The following is a 17,564-nucleotide window of genomic DNA, read 5'->3' on the forward strand; positions in this document are numbered from 1 at the left end:
GCTTCAGGAGGCGTGCTCAGTGGCCGCCCTGGTCCTTGAAGCGCTTGTAGGACCGCTCGATCTCGGCCTCGGCGTCGGTGCGGCCCACCCAGTCGGCGCCCTCGACGGACTTGCCGGGCTCCAGGTCCTTGTAGACCTCGAAGAAGTGCTGGATCTCCAGGCGGTCGAACTCCGAGACGTGGTGGATGTCACGCAGGTGCTCCACACGCGGGTCGGTCGACGGGACGCACAGCAGCTTGTCGTCGCCGCCGGCCTCGTCCGTCATCCGGAACATGCCGATCGCGCGGCAGCGGATCAGGCAGCCCGGGAAGGTCGGCTCGTCCAGGATGACCAGCGCGTCCAGCGGGTCGCCGTCCTCGCCGAGGGTGTTCTCGACGAAGCCGTAGTCGGTCGGGTAGGCGGTCGAGGTGAACAGGCGGCGGTCCAGGCGGATACGACCGGTCTCGTGGTCCACCTCGTACTTGTTCCGCGAACCCTTCGGGATCTCGATCGTGACGTCGAACTCCACCGGACGCTCCTCCATGATCAGCACATAGTTCTGGTGATTAAGTGTCCCTCACGCAGGTGTGTGATCGCGAAAGGGGCTGGTGGTAGTGCCAGAGCTGAGGCCTTGGCGGGCCGCGAGACCGCATGTGGTGCGGGCCGCGGGTGCCGTCCGACCGCGTCTCGCGCGCGCCGCGCGGGCTGCGAAACCGCGGGTCGCACGGTTCGCACGGGCCACGGCGCCGCAGCTCACCCGGATCACGGGACCGAAGACCTGGCAGTACACCGCCGGTGCCGCCACGGCCGGGCTGGCACTGGCCGCCGGTGTGGTGACCGCCGCCGGCCCCTGGGACTCCACGGGTCAGCGTACGGCCGAGCGGGACCGGGCCGTCGCCCTGGAGCGTACGGGTGGCGCAGATCACGGCCGCGGACAGGACGGCTCCGGTACGACGTCCGGCTCGCCCCGGCCCGCGCCCAGCGCCCCGTCCGTCCTCACCGGCCTCGGCGACACCTCCGGCGGGGTCCCGGGCGGTGCCAAGGCGGCGCCGGGGAGGACGGCCCTCGCCGACGCCCTCGGACCGCTCCTGGAGGACCCGGCGCTCGGCAGCGACCGCGCGGCGGCCGTCGTCGACCTCACCACCGGCAAGCGGCTGTACGGCCTCGGCGCCGACAAGGCGCTCACCCCCGCCTCCACCACCAAGATCGCCACCGCCGTCGCCGCCCTCAGTGCCCTCGGTCCCGACCACCGCCTCACCACCCGCACCGCCCTGGAGGCGGACACCGGCGAACTCGTCCTGGTCGGCGGCGGCGACCCCACCCTCACCGCACGCGAGGACGCCCGGGGCCTGGCGAGCCTGCGCACCCTCGCCGAGCGGACCGCCGCCGCACTGAAGAAGCGGGACGTGCGCGAGGTGACGCTGTCGTACGACACGACGCTGTACGCCGGTGCGGAAATGCACCCGATCGGGGTCAACGAGAACCTCGCTCGCGTCACCGCCCTGATGGCCGACGAGGGCCGCACGGACGACTCCACCAGCGGCCCCGCCCCGCGCGTGCCCGACCCGGCCGCCGACGCCGCCCGCACCTTCGCCGGCTTCCTGGAGCGGCACGGCGTCACCGCGTCGCCCCCCGGCCCCTCCAAGGCCACCGACCGCTCGGACACCCTCGCCACCGTCTCCTCGCCCCCGCTGTCGGTGCTGGTCGAGCGGATGCTGACCAACAGCGACAACGACATCGCCGAGGCCCTGGCCCGCCACACCGCCGTGGCGACGGGCGAGCCCGCCGACTTCGACGGCGTGTCGGCGGCGATCGAGGCCCGGCTGAAGCGGCTGGGCCTGCCCGTGGGCGGGGCCCGCTTCCACGACGGCAGCGGCCTGGACCGCACCGACCGGATCACCGCCGACCTCCTCACCGCCCTGCTCACCGAGGCCGCCGACCCGGCCCGTCCCGAGCTCCGCCCGGCCCTCACCGGTCTCCCCGTCGCCGGCTTCACCGGCACGCTGAGCAGCCGCTACACGGACGGCGCGGCCGGTGTCGTACGCGCCAAGACCGGCACCCTGACGGGCGTCAACACCCTCGCCGGCACGGTGGTCACCGAGGAAGGCCGCCTCCTGGGCTTCGCCTTCCTGGCTTCGGACACGACGAACGCGTGGGAGGCCCAGGCGGCCCTGGACCGAGCGGCGACGGCCTTGGCGTCCGCGGCACCGTAGCCGTCCCCCCCGCTACCCCGGGCTGCGACACCCACCCCCGCCCCGCACCGACGCCGGTCGACACCCAGCAGCCCAGCCCGGCCCACCCCACCGCCCGCCACAGCCTGCCCCCAGCGGCAGCGCTCCCGTACCGTTGAGGAATGACGAGCATCGGCGCATCCTCCGGCATGGTCGACTGGAACCTCGCGGTGGCGACCGCGACCCGGCTCGTACGGCCGGGCCCCGAAGTGAGCCGCGACGAGGCCAGGGCCGTCGTCGCGGAACTCCGCCGCCACGCCAAGGCCTCGGAGGAACACGTCCGGGGCTTCACCCGCCTGGCCACCGACGAGGCACACGACACCCCCGTCCTCGTCGTCGACCGCCCGGGCTGGGTCCGGGCGAACGTCGCCGGGTTCCGGGAGATCCTCAAACCCCTGCTGGACAAGATGGAGGAGCGGCGCGGCAGCAGCGCGGGCAACGCGGTCCTCGGTGCCGTCGGCGGCAAGGTCACCGGCGTGGAGCTGGGCATGCTGCTGTCGTTCCTGTCCTCCCGCGTCCTCGGCCAGTACGAGACCTTCGCCCCGGCCACCCGCGAACTGCCCGCCGGTGCGAACGGCGGCGGCCGGCTCCTCCTCGTCGCGCCGAACATCGTGCACGTGGAGCGCGAACTCGACGTCGACCCGCATGACTTCCGCCTGTGGGTGTGCCTGCACGAGGAGACGCACCGCACCCAGTTCACCGCGGTGCCCTGGCTGCGGGACCACCTGGAGGGCGAGATCCAGTCGTTCCTCGCGGAGACCGACGTCGACCCCATGACCGTGCTGGAGCGGGTCCGCGAGGCCGCCCAGACCCTCGCCGGCGGCCGTCCCGAGGGCGAGGAGGAGGACGGCGGACGCTCGCTCGTCGAACTGGTGCAGACCCCGGCCCAGCGGGAGGTGCTCGGGCGGCTCACCGCCGTGATGTCGCTCCTGGAGGGCCACGCCGACTTCGTGATGGACGGGGTCGGCCCGGCGGTCGTGCCGAGCGTCGGGGAGATCCGCGAGAAGTTCCAGCAGCGCCGCGCCAAGGGCGCCTCCCGCCTCGACCTGGCGCTGCGCAAGCTCCTCGGCCTGGACGCCAAGCTCCGCCAGTACCGGGACGGCGAACGCTTCGTGCGGGCCGTCGTCGAGGAGTGCGGCATGGACGGCTTCAACCGCGTCTGGACCTCGCCCAACACCCTCCCCACCAAGTCGGAGATCTCCAAACCGGCGGACTGGATCGCGCGGGTGCACCGGAAGACGGAGTCGTGAGCCGCGCGGATCGGGTGTGAACGAATCCGGCCGACGGCAGTCGAACGCCCCTCCAATCACCCGTCCGAGGGACCGTGGGCTCTCGACAGGCGTGCGATGCTCGGGGAACGGCCCGTTTCTGTCACCATCTACACACTCTGCGTGACCGAACCTCGGGCTCACCCCCCGACAACTTCATGAAGGGCACCGGACATGGGTCCCCATCCTGCGGTCGCGGCGATACGCCTGGCGGTCCGCCGCGTCCTCCACGACATCCTCACCGAACTGAACACCACGGCCGGCGTACCCGCCGCGACGGCCGCCGAGCGCATGCCCGAGCGCCCGCCGTCGCCGCTCGTGCTCGTGGCCTGCTCCGGCGGTGCCGACTCCATGGCGCTCGCCTCCGCCCTCGCCTTCGAGGCCCCCCGGCTCGGCGTCCGTGCCGGCGGCGTCACCGTCGACCACGGCCTGCAGAACGGCTCCGACCTGCGCGCCGAAGAGGTCGTCCTGCGCCTGCGCGAACTGGGCCTGGACCCCGTCGAGGCCACCGCCGTGACCGTCGGACGCGAAGGCGGGCCCGAAGCCGCCGCCCGCGACGCCCGCTACGCCGCCCTGGACGCCGCCGCCGCCCGCCACGGAGCCGCCGCCGTCCTGCTCGGCCACACCCGCGACGACCAGGCCGAGACCGTCCTGCTGGGCCTCGCCCGCGGCTCCGGCATCCGCTCCCTGTCGGGCATGGCCGCGGTCTCGGGGGCCGGCGGCCGTTACCGGCGCCCCTTCCTCCAGGTCGACCGGCAGACCGCCCGCAAGGCCTGCATGGTCCAGTCCCTCCCCGTCTGGGACGACCCGCACAACGCCGACCCCGCCTACACCCGCTCCCGGCTGCGTCACGAAGGTCTGCCCGCCCTGGAGAAGGCCCTGGGCAAGGGAGTCGTCGAGGCCCTCGCCCGTACGGCCCAGCTCTCCCGCGACGACGCCGACGCCCTGGACGCCTGGGCCCGTCAGGCCGAGGCCGGCGTCCGCGACGCCTCCGGCGTCCTGGAGTGCGCCAAGCTCTACGCCCTCCCGCCCGCCGTACGCCGCCGGATCCTGCGCCGCGCCGCCATCGACGCCGGTGCCCCGGCCGGTGCGCTGTTCGCCCGCCACGTCGAGGAAGTCGACCGGCTGATCACCGGATGGCGCGGTCAGGGGGCCATCAACCTCCCCGGCAAAGTCGTCGCCCGGCGGCAGGGTGGCAGACTGGTGATTCGGCAAGGCTGAATCCGGACCCTCCCACCGATCCGTAGCCGGATCGCCGGGGTGCTCCGGAGTGGCCGGTGGGACGACCGAAAGTGATGCGGGTGGACGCGAACGACATGGGTGCCGACCTCGAGAAGGTACTCATCACCAAGGAAGAGATCGACGCGAAGCTGGCCGAGCTGGCCGCGAAGATCGACGCGGAGTACGCGGGCAAGGACCTGCTCATCGTCGGAGTGCTCAAGGGCGCCGTGATGGTCATGGCCGACCTCGCGCGCACGCTGTCCACCCCCGTCACGATGGACTGGATGGCGGTGTCCTCGTACGGCGCCGGCACCCAGTCCTCCGGAGTGGTGCGGATCCTCAAGGACCTCGACACCGACATCAAGGGCAAGCACGTCCTGATCGTCGAGGACATCATCGACTCCGGGCTGACCCTGTCCTGGCTGATCTCCAACCTCGGCTCGCGCGAGCCCGCCTCGCTGAAGGTGTGCACGCTGCTGCGCAAGCCCGACGCCGCGAAGGTCGCCATCGACGTGGAGTGGGTCGGCTTCGACATCCCCAACGAGTTCGTCGTCGGCTACGGCCTCGACTACGCCGAGAAGTACCGCAACCTCCCGTTCGTCGGTACGCTCGCGCCCCACGTCTACGGCGGCTGACACGGCCCTGCAGGGCGCTCTGCGGCGTTCGTGGGGGCGGCCGGGAACCCCGGAGGCTCCCGCGCCGTTGGAGCATGCAGACGGGACGCCGGCCGTCCCGTGCGGCTGAGGGCCGCCCGGCTGGGGTACCGTCAGAAGAACTGTCTTATCAAACTCACTATGGCAGGAGGGACGGGGCGGCACCGCTCCGTGTGGATGGACGTGAAGCGATACTTCCGTGGGCCGGTCATGTGGATCGTGCTGGCCGTCCTTGCCGTGGTCGTGTTGATGCAGGTCGTCGGCTCGTCCGGCGGCTACAAGACGGTGGACACAGGCCAGGTCGTCCAGGCGATCAACGACAACAGGGTCGAGTCGGCCAAGCTGACCACCGGCGATGAGCAGAAGATCCAGGTTCAGCTCAAGGACGGCGAAAAGGTCGAGGGCAGCTCGAAGATCCAGGCGAGCTACATCGGCGACCAGGGCGTGACCCTCGCCAACACGCTGCAGAACAAGTACCAGGACAAGCAGATCTCCGACGGCTACACGGTGTCGCCGTCGAAGCAGAACCCGTTCGTCGGGATCCTGCTCTCGCTGCTGCCGTTCGTCCTGATCGTGGTCGTCTTCCTGTTCCTGATGAATCAGATGCAGGGCGGCGGCTCCCGGGTCATGAACTTCGGCAAGTCCAAGGCCAAGCTCATCACCAAGGACACCCCCAAGACGACGTTCTCGGACGTCGCCGGATCGGACGAGGCCGTCGAGGAACTCCACGAGATCAAGGAGTTCCTGCAGGAGCCGGCCAAGTTCCAGGCCGTCGGCGCCAAGATCCCCAAGGGCGTGCTGCTGTACGGCCCGCCCGGCACCGGCAAGACCCTGCTCGCGCGCGCCGTGGCGGGCGAGGCGGGCGTGCCGTTCTACTCGATCTCCGGTTCCGACTTCGTCGAGATGTTCGTCGGTGTCGGTGCCTCCCGGGTCCGCGACCTGTTCGAACAGGCCAAGGCGAACGCCCCGGCGATCGTCTTCGTCGACGAGATCGACGCGGTCGGCCGTCACCGCGGCGCCGGCCTCGGCGGCGGTCACGACGAGCGCGAGCAGACCCTGAACCAGCTGCTCGTCGAGATGGACGGCTTCGACGTCAAGGGCGGCGTGATCCTCATCGCCGCGACGAACCGGCCCGACATCCTCGACCCGGCGCTGCTGCGTCCCGGCCGCTTCGACCGGCAGATCGCCGTCGACCGTCCGGACATGCAGGGCCGTCTGGAGATCCTCAAGGTCCACCAGAAGGGCAAGCCGGTCGCCCCGGACGTCGACCTGTCGGCCGTCGCCCGCCGTACGCCCGGCATGACCGGTGCCGATCTGGCCAACGTGCTGAACGAGGCCGCCCTGCTGACGGCCCGCAGCGACCAGAAGCTGATCGACAACCACATGCTGGACGAGGCGATCGACCGTGTGGTCGCGGGCCCGCAGAAGCGGACCCGGATCATGTCGGACAAGGAGAAGAAGATCACCGCGTACCACGAGGGCGGTCACGCCCTGGTCGCGGCGGCCTCACCGAACTCCGACCCGGTCCACAAGATCACCATCCTGTCGAGAGGCCGGGCCCTCGGTTACACGATGGTGCTCCCGGACGAGGACAAGTACTCGACCACGCGCAACGAGATGCTCGACCAGCTCGCCTACATGCTGGGCGGCCGCGCGGCCGAGGAACTGGTCTTCCACGACCCGACGACCGGTGCCGCCAACGACATCGAGAAGGCCACCGGCCTGGCTCGTGCGATGGTCACGCAGTACGGCATGACCGAGCGCCTCGGTGCGATCAAGTTCGGCGGCGACAACACCGAACCGTTCCTCGGGCGTGAGATGGCGCACCAGCGCGACTACTCGGAAGAGGTCGCCGCGCTGGTCGACGAGGAGGTCAAGAAGCTCATCGAGACGGCGCACAACGAGGCCTGGGAGATCCTGGTCGAGAACCGCGACGTCCTCGACAACCTCGTCCTCGCGCTGCTGGAGAAGGAGACGCTGGGCAAGGAGGAGATCGCCGAGATCTTCTCGCAGATCGTCAAGCGTCCGTCCCGGCCCGCCTGGACCGGCTCCTCGCGCCGTACGCCCTCGACCCGTCCGCCGGTGCTCTCCCCCAAGGAGCTCGCCCTGACGAACGGAGCGAACGGCGCCACGGCGGCGATCTCCACCGCCAAGAGCACCACGGCGGAGCCGGCCCCGGCACCGGAACGAGCCCCGGAGGACCGCCCGGAGAGCTGACCCTGCCCTCCCGGCGGCCCCACCAGGCCCGGAATGTATGCCGCGCCCCCCAGGTTCTAGCCTTGGGGGGCGCGGCATTCCCGTATGCCGACCGCAGTACAGGACAGGAACGAGGCACCAGATGACCGACCCCGTGACGCTGGACGGCGAGGGCCAGATCGGCGAGTTCGACGAGAAGCGGGCCGAGAACGCCGTACGAGAGCTGCTCATCGCGGTCGGCGAGGACCCGGACCGCGAGGGGCTGCGGGAGACGCCGGCGCGGGTGGCGCGGGCGTACAAGGAGATTTTCGCGGGGCTGTGGCAGGAGCCCGAGGACGTGCTGACGACCACGTTCGACCTCGGCCACGACGAGATGGTGCTGGTTAAGGACATCGAGGTGTTCAGCACGTGTGAACACCATCTCGTCCCGTTCCGCGGCGTCGCGCACGTCGGCTACATCCCGGCGACCAACGGCAAGATCACCGGCCTGTCCAAGCTGGCCCGCCTGGTGGACGTCTACGCCCGCCGGCCCCAGGTGCAGGAACGTCTCACCACACAGATCGCCGACTCGCTGATGGAGATCCTCGAGCCGCGGGGCGTGATCGTCGTCGTGGAGTGCGAGCACATGTGCATGTCGATGCGCGGCATACGCAAGCCTGGAGCGAAGACCCTCACCTCGGCGGTGCGCGGACAGCTGAGGGACGTCGCCACCCGCAACGAGGCGATGAGCCTGATCATGGCGCGCTGACGGCCTGCCGACGCCCTCCGCGGGTCCGTCCGGCGGTCGTCGGGCGCGGCATGGTCGTGTCAGGCGTGGTCAGAGGTGGTCAGGCGGCCGTGGCCGCGCCCGGGTGGTCGTCGTCCTCGTCCTCCGGGAGCCGGCAGACGCGCTCCAGGAAGATCGCGGCCGCTATCACGGCGATGCCCGCCACGACCGAGAAGCCGGCGTAGACGGCCTGGTCGCGACGGGCCGGGACGTCCAGGTACTCCAGCAGGAAGACTCCCGTGCCGCCGTACATCCCGGCGACCAGGGCGGTCACCAAGGCGCTGGCCTGGCCGAAGACGACCGCGCGGGCCGCCATCATCGGATCGACGCCCTTGGCGCCCGGCACGCGCTCCCGCTGGGCCTTCAGACGGGCGCGCAGCGAGAGAGCGGTGGCCAGCAGGATCACGGCGATCAGCGCCAGGACGACGGGGGCGGCCAGGGGGACGCTCGGGAGGCTCCCGATCGAGTTCCACAGGCGGGCGCCCGCCCAGGACAGGATTCCGGCGACGAGGAAAACGCCGACCAGCACCCTGATGCGCAACTCTTTCACGGTGTTCGGGTGTCCCTTCGGTTCCCCGGCGTGGCCCTCGGCCTCGTCGTCGGCACGGTCGTCCTGACCCGTCGACCTTAACGACTATTCGGGCAGCCGGAGTTCCAGGTCGGCGCGGGGCGCGACACCGTCCCGGGTGACGGCGTCCAGGAGGTCGGCGACCGGGCCGTGTCCCGGCAGCTGGGCGTCGGGGTCCACGTCGTGCCAGGGGGCGAGGACGAAGGCGCGTTCGTGGGCGCGCGGGTGCGGGAGGGTGAGCTGCGGGTCGTCGGAGACGACGTCCGCGTAGGCGACGATGTCGACGTCCAGGGTGCGCGGTCCCCAGCGCTCGTCGCGGACCCGGTGGAAGGCCTCCTCGACCGCGTGCGCCCGCTCCAGCAGGGAGGACGGGGGCAGGGTGGTCTTGAGGATCACGACCGCGTTGAAGTACGAGGGCTGGCTGTCCGGGGCGACGCCCCAGGGTTCCGTCTCGTAGACCGGCGAGACCCCTTTGACGCGCACGCCCGGGGTGTCCTCCAGGGCGTCGATGGCCCCCTGGAGGGTCTCCAGGCGGTTGCCGAGGTTGGCGCCGAGGGCGACCACGGCGCGCTTGGGGTTGGACAGCGTGGTGTCGGCCGCGTCGACCTGCTCGATGACGGAGGCGGGCACCGGCTGTACGGTCGGGTCGCTGGGGCCCTTGGCGAAGGGGGCGCTCATACACGGCTCCGGATGATGGTGACGGTCACGTCGTCGAAGGGGACGGTGATCGGCGCGTCCGGCTTGTGGACGCAGACCTCGACCTCCTCGACCCCTTCGTGCTTCAGACAGACCTGGGCGATGCGCTCGGCGAGCGTCTCGACGAGGTTGACGGGCTCTCCCTCGACGACGGCCACGACCTCCTCGGCGACGATGCCGTAGTGCACGGTCTTCGCCAGGTCGTCGTCGGCGGCGGCCGGTCGGGTGTCCAGGCCCAGGACGATGTCCACGAGGAAGGTCTGGCCGTCCTCGCGCTCCCTGGGGAACACACCGTGGTGCCCGCGGGCCTTCAGGCCGCGCAGCGCGACACGATCCACGCGAATCACTCCTGCAGTCGTCGGTCTCGGCCGGTGCGTACCGCGTGCGGGCGGTACGGCGGCCACAGTCGAATCTACCCGCGGGCACCGACAGCGCCGGGCCACGGGGTGTGCGGGGGCGGGCGGTCACCGGGAGGTTTCATCCCGTGTTTGCCCTGGCGGCCCCGGTGGATCACGGGTTGGTAGCCGCCCATACCCGGCGGTCCGTGATTCCAACCACTTCTTGCGTCGTCCAGGGGTCACCCGGACCGGTCAGGGGGTGTGACCTCGGGGTCCTCGTCGTCGTCCCCGGTCTCGGTGAGTACCGGGGAGGCGTGGTGCGACCAGAGCTTCCAGCCGGCGGGCGTGCGCCGGTAGGTGTTGCTGGCGACCACGAGCTGGCCGACGAGCGGACCGAGCTCGTCGTCGCCCTCGGGGGCGGGGCCACCGCTGAGGATGTTCTCCGTGCAGGTCACCAGGGCGGTGTCGCCGGTCACGGAGACGTGCACGTCGGTGAGGAAGAACTGGATGTAGTCGGTGTTCGCCATGATCAGGGCGTAGGAGCGCAGGACCTCGCCGCGGCCGGTGAGGACCGGCCAGCCGGGGTGCACGCAGGAGACCACGCCGGCGTCGGCCGGATCGTGGTACGACTCGTCGATGCCCAGGTCGGACGGGGTGAGCCAGAACTCGGAGACCTTCTCGAAGTCGCCCTGCTCCAGTGCCTCGTAGAAGGCGGTGTTGGCCGCCTCGACCTGTTCGACGTCGATGTGCGGGGCGTTCACCGGGCTCCTTCCGGGGCCGTGCCGTCCGTACCGCCCGGGTTCTCGTGCGGGGGGCGCGCGCCTTCGACGGCGCGGGCCACGCGTACGGCGTCGGCGGTGGCGCGGACCTCGTGCACGCGTACGGCCCACGCGCCGGCGTGCGCGGCCAGGGCGGAGACGGCGGCGGTGGCCGCGTCGCGCTCCCGCGCGGGGGGCGGGGTGGCGTCGGGGCCGGCCAGGACCCGCCCGAGGAAGCGCTTGCGGGAGGCGGCGACGAGGAGGGGGTGTCCGAGGGCGTGGAGGCGGTCGAGGTGGGCGAGGAGGACGAGGTCGTGCTCGGCGTCCTTGGAGAAACCGAGGCCGGGGTCGACGACGATGCGCTCGGGGGAGACGCCGCCCGCCAGGACGGCCTCCACGCGCGCGTGCAGCTCGTCGACGACCTCGGTGACGACGTCGGTGTAGGTGCCCCTGACGTTGCCGCCCTCCAGGAGGCCGCGCCAGTGCATGACGACGAAGGGGGCGCCGGCGTCGGCGACGACGGGGATCATGCGGGGGTCGGCGAGGCCGCCGCTGACGTCGTTGACCAGGGCGGCGCCGGCGGCGAGGGCCTGTTCGGCGACGGAGGCGCGCATGGTGTCGACGGAGACGGTGACGCCCTCGGAGGCCAGTCCGCGCACGACCGGGACGACACGGCGCAGCTCCTCGTCCTCGTCGACGCGGGTCGCGCCGGGGCGGGTGGACTCGCCGCCGACGTCCACCAGGTCGGCGCCTTCGGCCACCAGGTCGAGGCCGTGCTTGATGGCGGCCGTGGTGTCGAAGAAGCGGCCGCCGTCGGAGAAGGAGTCGGGGGTCACGTTGACGACTCCCATGACCGCGCAGCGGTCCCATGCGGTCAGTCCCGCGAGGTGGCGGCGGGCGGTCTGCTTGCTCATGTGTTCAGCGTAGGCCCAGTGGGGGTGGTGTTCGCCGCTGCCTCCGGTGGCGGGGCGGGGCGCCGGCGGGCGCCCGTGGCGTCGCCCGCCGTGCCGCGTCACGCCGCCCGCGCGCCTCGTTCCGTCACCCCGTGCGGGCACGGCCGCCGCGCGGGCGCCCCGCGGCGCAGGAACCGGGGGAGTGCGAGGGTGACGAAGCCCTCGGCCTGCATCGCGGCGAAGCCGATGCGGGGGAGGTCCGCCGAGGCGCGGTAGACGACGAAGCGGGGTTCCCAGCGGGGGCGGAACTTGGCGTTGAACTTGTACAGGGACTCGATCTGGAACCAGCGGGAGAGGAACACCAGCAGTCCGCGCCAGGCCCGCAGCACGGGCCCCGCGCCGATCTTCTCGCCGCGGGCGAGCGCCGCGCGGAACATGGCGAAGTTCAGGGAGACGCGGGCGATGCCCAGCCTCGGGGCGGCCTGGAGCGCTGCCACGATCAGGAGCTCGTTCATGCCGGGGTCGGCCGCGCGGTCGCGGCGCATGAGGTCCAGGGAGACGCCGTCGGCGCCCCACGGGACGAAGTGGAGGACCGCCTTGAGGTCGCCGTACTCGCCGGGCTCGGCGTCCTGCTTGTGCGCGGTCGCTATCAGGCAGTCGCCGTCGGAGGGGTCGCCGACGCGGCCCAGGGCCATGGAGAAGCCGCGCTCGGTGTCCGTGCCGCGCCAGGCGCCGGCGGCGCGGCGGACGCGGTCCAGTTCGGCGTCGGAGAGGTCAGCCACGCGCCGTACGCGGGTCTCGTAACCGGCGCGCTCGATGCGCTTGACCATCTGGCGCACGTTGCGCATCGCGCGGCCGGCGAGGGAGAAATCCGCCACGTCCACCACCGCCTCGTCTCCCAGTTCGAGGGCGTCGAGGCCGGTCTCCCGGGTCCACACCTCGCCGCCGGTCTCGGAGCAGCCCATGACGGCGGGCGTCCAGGAGTGGGCGCGGGCCTCGTCCATGAAGCGTTCGATCGCGCCCGGCCAGGCCTCCACGTCGCCGATCGGGTCGCCGCTGGCCAGCATCACGCCGGAGACGACGCGGTAGGTGACGGCGGCCTTGCCGCTGGGGGAGAAGACGACGGCCTTGTCGCGGCGCAGCGCGAAGTGGCCGAGGGAGTCGCGTCCGCCGTGCCGGGCGAGGAGGGCGCGCAGGCGGGTCTCGTCGTCCTCGGTGAGGCGGGCCGCGGGGTGTTCGGGGCGCAGGGCCAGGTAGATGGTGGTGACGGCGGTCAGCAGGCCGAGCGCGCCGAGGGAGAAGGCGACCGTCCAGGAGGTGTGGCCCCGGTAGTCGACCGGTCCCTCGACGCCGAACAGGCCGTACAGGACGTGGGTGATGCGGTCGGCCAGGCTCGGGTCGCCGATCATGCGGTGCGGGTGGGCGTTGACGACGATCAGTCCGAGCACCAGGGAACCGGCTGACATGAGGACGAAGTTGGCCAGTGCCCGCCAGCGGCTGCGCGGGTCGGGGAGCGCCGCGAACTGGTCGCGGTGGCGCAGGAGGGGCGCGAGCAGCGCGAGGGAGATCAGTACGCCGAGGAGGGAGTGGCGGTACGTGAACTGCGCGACGGCGCCGAGCGGGAGCAGCGCCACCGCCGCCCGCCAGGCCCTGCGCTTGCGGCGCCTGAGACCGTGCGCGAGCAGGAGGAGCAGGACGCCGGCGCTGAGGGAGAGGGCCGCGGCGAAGGGGCCGAAGGAACCGGGGAGGACCTCGGCGAGGGCGTGCATGCGGCTGTGCCGGAAGCGCGGGAAGACGCCGGCGGCGATGTCCAGCAGCCCCACGAGTGCGCAGGCACGGCCGACGAGGACGGGGACGTTCTCCGGGCGGGGGCCGCGCAGTACTCGTCGTAGGCCGGTGGGCTCGGCCGGAACCCCACCCGACATTTCCTCATCTGTCCTGACAGACATCGCACCTGTGGTTCTGCGAGAGATCGTGGATCCGGGCCCGTTTCGGGCATCCGGCGACATTGCGCCCTCTAGGACGATGCCTCGGGTGGAGAGGTTCACTCCGCCTGTCGGAAAGCCCCACGGAAAGCGCAGGCAGGTAGCAACGCATGGGTCTCACGAGCGACAAGGTGCTCGCGCTGGCGGTGGTTTCCGGCGTGCTGCTGTTCGTCGGCACGGTGTGGTGGTGGCCACGGCTGGGCCGGCGGAGCGTGCGGGCCGTCCTCGGGCGGGTGGGGCTGTTGCTGGCCACCCAGGTGGCGGTGTTCGCGGCGGTGGGACTGGCCGCCAACCAGGCGTTCGGGTTCTACGGGAGCTGGGCCGACCTGTTCGGCCGGGAGGACGGCCAGGGGGTGGTCGTCGACCACTCCGCCGGCGGGGGCGGGCCGCTGAGCGTCGTCGGCGAACGGCGGGCGACGCCGGCGGGCGGAGGACGGCCGGAGGCCGCCGGGCGGGTGCAGGAGATACGGGTCGTGGGCCGTACGACGCGGATCGCGTCGCCCGCGTACGTCTATCTGCCGCCCGAGTACTTTCAGGCGCGGCACCGTGCGCGTACGTTTCCCGCCGCTGTCGTCCTGACGGGATATCCGGGGACCGCCTCGGCGCTGGTGGACAAACTCCGCTATCCCCGTACGGCGTTCGACCTGGCCGAGGCGGGGCGGATGCGGCCGATGATCCTGGTGATGCTGCGGCCCACCGTGGCGCCCCCGCGCGACACCGAGTGCGTGGACGTGCCGGGCGGGCCGCAGACGGAGTCGTTCTTCGCCAAGGACCTGCCCGAGGCCGTGAGCGCCCACTACCGGGTGGACAAAGGGCGGGGGAGTTGGGGCGTCGTCGGCAATTCGACCGGTGGCTACTGCGCCCTGAAGCTCGCCGTGCATCATCCCGAGGTGTTCGGGGCGGGGGCCGGGCTCTCCGCCTACTACGACGCGCCCAGCGACCCCACCACGGGTGATCTCTTCCAGGGCGACAAGGGGCTGAGGAACCGGGCCAGCCTGTGGTGGAGCGTCAAGAACCTTCCGGCTCCGCAGACTTCACTGCTCGTCAGCAGCAGCAGGTCCGGTGAGACGAACTACAGGGACACGCTGAAGTTCATTGATCTGGTCAAGGAACGGAAGCCGACGCGGATCTCCTCGATCATCCTGGAAAGCGGCGGGCACAACTTCAATACCTGGCGGCGTGAGATTCCCGCGACGCTTCAGTGGCTCAGCGGCCGGATCGGCGAGCGGTCATAAATGATCTTGAACTAATTCGGCCCCCGGTGGCCTTGTGGAATCCCGGTGGCGTGTGAACAGCTGGGAGACGGCTGAGTTTTTGCGGGGCGGGGCGCGAAGAATCGCCTACGCGCGGTAAGTTTCTGGCCATGCCACGTGGACGTCACCGCCATTCCCCGCCCCTGCACAGGCTGCTTCCTCCGTCGGCGATCGCAGGCGTCTCCGTCGTCTGCGCCCTCGGCCCCTGGGTGTTCAGCGAAGCGATGATCCTGCGCTCACTGGCCGCGGCCGCCGCGGTGACGGCCGTGGTCGGTGCGGTCGTCATGCGGCACTGGGACGCGCAGGCGGGCAAGCGCGTCGCCGACCTCACGCGCGCGCGTGCGAGCGACGAGTGGCGCTACGAGGAGCGGGTCGCCGAACTGGAGTCCGACCTGGAGGAGTCGCGCGAGCTGCGCCAGAAGCTGGAGCAGCGACTGCGGGCCAAGCGCACCGAACTGGCGGGGCTGCGCAACGAGCACGCCTCCCTGCTGCGGCGTTACGCCACCGCCGAGACCGAGCGGGCCAGCGCGCTGGAGGGCCGTCGGCTGCTGGAGATAGAGGCCGTGCCGCAGGCGCCCGCGCTGCCGGCCGCCCGGCCGGCTCCGGCGGAGGAGACACCGGTCGAGGAAGCGGCGGCCGACGCGCCCGCCGAGGACGTGCCCGCCGTCTTCTCGCCCGAGGGCTCCCGGCTGTTCCTGCGGGCGAACGCCGCACTGGCCCGCTTCTCCGGGGGCGTGTCCGCCGACGGCCGTGGCTCCGGTGACGGCGACGGTGGCGATGGCGGGGGCGACGGGAACGGCGGAGGCGAGCGCGCGGCGGTCGACGAGACCCCGCAGGACGACGGCACCGCGCAGGACGACGGCACCGCGCGGAACGACGGCACCGCGCGGGAGGACGAGGCGCAGGGGCAGGGGCAGCCCGAGGCGGCCGACGGGCACGAGCGCACCGCCGCCGCCTCCCCGACCGCACGTCCCGACGAGCGGCCCGCGCAGCCCACCCAGCCCACCGGGCAGGCCACCGGTCACTTCACGGTGCCGGCCGCGGTGGCCGTCGTACCGTCGGCCCCGGCCCGGCGCCCCGCCGTCGAGGGCGGCTTCGACTTCTTCGGCACCAAGAACGACCAGGACGCCGCGTCGTCGCCCCGAGCCCTGGAGACCGTCCAGAACGAGGACCTGGCCGACGTGGTCGGCCAGGAGGCCCTCGCCCTGCACAAGGCGGAGGAGGAGGCGGCCTTCAAGCAGGCGGGCGAGGAGTCCCGGGGCGTGGGCCAGGTCATCGACCTGACGGCCCACGACGAGACCGAGCAGATCGACGTGCAGGGGCTGCGCAGCGCCGTGTCCTGAACGGGCACGGAGGGACGCGGGACGTCAGGCCATCCACCGGTCCGGCAGCGCGTCCCGGCGGCCGGTCCGGGAGCGTTCCGCCTGGGCCCGCAGCAGCGTGGCCGCCTCGTCGGCGTCGCGCAGACGCGCGGTGACCGTCTTGTTCGCCCCCGTGTCCACCCGTACGTCGGCCAGCCGCAGCGCCCGCTGCCACGGCCCCTGGGTGCGGCGCACGCTCTGCACCTTCGCGTGCGGCACCAGGGCCAGGCTGCGGCGCAGCAGCCCGTACCGGGCGGCGAAGACCGTGTCGGTGACGGCGAGCCCGTAGCCCCGCCACCACAGCGGCCGGCAGCGCGCGGCCCGGCGCGGCGGGCGCGACAGCGCCGGTCCCGCCGGCACGGTCACCCCGGGGAGCACGCGCGTCACGACCGACTCCGCGATCTCGCGCGGGGCGACCGGCAGCAGTACGGAGTTCGACGACCCGGCCACGTCCAGCTCCACCCGCACCCAGCCCCGCCGCCGCCACAGCAGCGGCTCCACGATCCGCACGGTCTGCACCCGGCCCGGCGGCACCGTCTCGTGCGCGCGGTCCAGCAGCCCGTGGTCGAGGCGGAGGCCGTCCGGGGACTCCGCCACCGTCCAGTCGTACTCCCCGACGAACCGGCCCGCGCTGCTCGCACCCGCGGCGCCCAGCAGCGGCAGGGCGGTCGCCAGCACCGTCCACAGGTTGTGGGTGGCGAGCCACAGGAGTGTGGGTACGAGGGCGGCGGCGATCAGGGTGCCCCAGGTGGCGCCGGTCAGCAGCAGGGCGACGGCGAGCACGCGCGGCGGCACGCGCAGCAGTTGCCGGGAGGGTGCCTCGCCGACCTCGTGCGCGGTCTCGGGTGCCAGTCCGGCCGCGCGGGCGAGCAGTTCGGCGCGCAGTGCGCGGGCCTCGTCGTTGCCCAGGAAGGCCAGTTCGTCCTTCTTGCCGGTGCCTATGACGTCGAGTTTGAGTTTGGCGACCCCCGCGACGCGGGCGAGCAGGGGCTGGGTGACGTCGATGGCCTGGACGCGTTCGAGCCGGATGTGGGCGGTGCGGCGGAACAACAGACCGGTGCGGATGCGCAGCTCCGTGTCGGTCACCGCGTAGTGGGTGAACCACCAGGTCAGGAAGCCGTACAGGGCGGCGGCCGGGATCAGTACGGCGAGGCCGAGCAGCAGGTGGGTCGTGGTCAGCCGGGTCAGTTGGCGCTGCGCCTGGTCAGGGTCGTGCACGGCCCAGCCGACCAGCACGGCCACCGGCGCCCAGGCCCGCCGCAGGGGCGTGACGGGGTGCAGCCGGCGCTCGGTGAGCCCGCCGTCGGGGGCCGCTGGGCCCTTGCTCGGTGCCTCCTGTCCGGGGGCCGGGGGGCTGGTGCCGGCTTCTTCCTTCCCGGGTGCCGCCGGGTCCTCCCC

16 protein-coding genes are annotated in these 17,564 nt (G+C 72.3%); 8 read left to right on the forward strand and 8 right to left on the reverse strand.

Annotated elements, in window-relative coordinates; translation table 11 throughout:
- Positions 1-16 precede the first annotated feature (16 nt).
- Positions 17-508 (reverse strand): inorganic diphosphatase, encoded by a 492-nt coding sequence (locus tag ACLIN4_RS19220; protein ID WP_007452023.1) that lies wholly within the window; start codon positions 506-508, stop codon positions 17-19.
- A 79-nt stretch (positions 509-587) separates the two neighbouring features.
- Between ACLIN4_RS19220 and dacB the strand changes: the two genes are divergently transcribed.
- The 6 genes from dacB to folE all read left to right on the forward strand — a co-directional run bounded on the left by dacB (position 588) and on the right by folE (position 8,296).
- Positions 588-2,192, forward strand: coding sequence for a D-alanyl-D-alanine carboxypeptidase/D-alanyl-D-alanine-endopeptidase (gene dacB, locus ACLIN4_RS19225; RefSeq protein ID WP_411576046.1), 1,605 nt, complete (start codon positions 588-590; stop codon positions 2,190-2,192).
- A gap of 140 nt (positions 2,193-2,332) precedes the next feature.
- Positions 2,333-3,460 carry a zinc-dependent metalloprotease gene (locus ACLIN4_RS19230; RefSeq protein ID WP_107479669.1) on the forward strand — a complete coding sequence of 376 codons (1,128 nt, stop codon included), beginning with the start codon at positions 2,333-2,335 and terminating at the stop codon, positions 3,458-3,460.
- 192 nt (positions 3,461-3,652) lie between these two features.
- Positions 3,653-4,699 (forward strand): tRNA lysidine(34) synthetase TilS, encoded by a 1,047-nt coding sequence (tilS, locus tag ACLIN4_RS19235; protein WP_100047159.1) that lies wholly within the window; start codon positions 3,653-3,655, stop codon positions 4,697-4,699.
- 95 nt (positions 4,700-4,794) lie between these two features.
- The gene (gene hpt / locus ACLIN4_RS19240; RefSeq protein WP_229831030.1) at positions 4,795-5,334 is read left to right on the forward strand and encodes a hypoxanthine phosphoribosyltransferase; all 540 of its coding nucleotides are present in this window, start codon (positions 4,795-4,797) and stop codon (positions 5,332-5,334) included.
- Between the two features lie 195 nt (positions 5,335-5,529).
- A complete protein-coding gene (gene ftsH, locus ACLIN4_RS19245; RefSeq protein ID WP_100047158.1) occupies positions 5,530-7,569 on the forward strand; it encodes an ATP-dependent zinc metalloprotease FtsH in 2,040 nt (679 codons plus the stop codon).
- A gap of 121 nt (positions 7,570-7,690) precedes the next feature.
- Positions 7,691-8,296, forward strand: coding sequence for a GTP cyclohydrolase I FolE (gene folE / locus ACLIN4_RS19250; protein WP_100047157.1), 606 nt, complete (start codon positions 7,691-7,693; stop codon positions 8,294-8,296).
- 79 nt (positions 8,297-8,375) lie between these two features.
- Here folE and ACLIN4_RS19255 read toward each other — a convergent pair whose 3' ends face one another.
- The 6 genes from ACLIN4_RS19255 to ACLIN4_RS19280 form a co-directional block, all read right to left on the reverse strand.
- Positions 8,376-8,864 (reverse strand): DUF3180 domain-containing protein, encoded by a 489-nt coding sequence (locus ACLIN4_RS19255; protein WP_100047156.1) that lies wholly within the window; start codon positions 8,862-8,864, stop codon positions 8,376-8,378.
- Between the two features lie 84 nt (positions 8,865-8,948).
- Positions 8,949-9,560 (reverse strand): 2-amino-4-hydroxy-6-hydroxymethyldihydropteridine diphosphokinase, encoded by a 612-nt coding sequence (folK, locus tag ACLIN4_RS19260; protein ID WP_100047155.1) that lies wholly within the window; start codon positions 9,558-9,560, stop codon positions 8,949-8,951.
- On the reverse strand, positions 9,557-9,916 hold the full coding sequence (gene folB, locus ACLIN4_RS19265; RefSeq protein WP_100047154.1) for a dihydroneopterin aldolase: 360 nt from the start codon (positions 9,914-9,916) through the stop codon (positions 9,557-9,559). The genes folK and folB overlap by 4 nt, the downstream gene beginning before the upstream one ends.
- A 239-nt stretch (positions 9,917-10,155) precedes the next feature.
- The gene (locus ACLIN4_RS19270) at positions 10,156-10,677 is read right to left on the reverse strand and encodes a nuclear transport factor 2 family protein (protein ID WP_100047153.1); all 522 of its coding nucleotides are present in this window, start codon (positions 10,675-10,677) and stop codon (positions 10,156-10,158) included.
- On the reverse strand, positions 10,674-11,588 hold the full coding sequence (gene folP, locus ACLIN4_RS19275) for a dihydropteroate synthase (protein WP_289911867.1): 915 nt from the start codon (positions 11,586-11,588) through the stop codon (positions 10,674-10,676). The genes ACLIN4_RS19270 and folP overlap by 4 nt, the downstream gene beginning before the upstream one ends.
- A 98-nt stretch (positions 11,589-11,686) precedes the next feature.
- The gene (locus ACLIN4_RS19280; protein ID WP_411576047.1) at positions 11,687-13,492 is read right to left on the reverse strand and encodes a phosphatidylglycerol lysyltransferase domain-containing protein; all 1,806 of its coding nucleotides are present in this window, start codon (positions 13,490-13,492) and stop codon (positions 11,687-11,689) included.
- Positions 13,493-13,662: 170 nt separating this feature from the next.
- Here ACLIN4_RS19280 and ACLIN4_RS19285 point away from each other — a divergent pair, with 170 nt between their 5' ends.
- Together ACLIN4_RS19285 and ACLIN4_RS19290 are read left to right on the forward strand one after the other, a co-directional pair.
- On the forward strand, positions 13,663-14,787 hold the full coding sequence (locus ACLIN4_RS19285) for an alpha/beta hydrolase (protein WP_107478985.1): 1,125 nt from the start codon (positions 13,663-13,665) through the stop codon (positions 14,785-14,787).
- Between the two features lie 128 nt (positions 14,788-14,915).
- Positions 14,916-16,148 carry a hypothetical protein gene (locus ACLIN4_RS19290; protein WP_411576048.1) on the forward strand — a complete coding sequence of 411 codons (1,233 nt, stop codon included), beginning with the start codon at positions 14,916-14,918 and terminating at the stop codon, positions 16,146-16,148.
- 24 nt (positions 16,149-16,172) lie between these two features.
- Here the strand turns inward: ACLIN4_RS19290 and ACLIN4_RS19295 are convergent, their stop codons facing one another.
- Positions 16,173-17,447 carry a PH domain-containing protein gene (locus tag ACLIN4_RS19295; protein ID WP_100047163.1) on the reverse strand — a complete coding sequence of 425 codons (1,275 nt, stop codon included), beginning with the start codon at positions 17,445-17,447 and terminating at the stop codon, positions 16,173-16,175.
- Positions 17,448-17,564 lie beyond the last annotated feature (117 nt).

It is taken from the genome of Streptomyces mutabilis (assembly GCF_046628145.1).
Taxonomy (GTDB): Bacteria; Actinomycetota; Actinomycetes; order Streptomycetales; family Streptomycetaceae; genus Streptomyces; species Streptomyces mutabilis.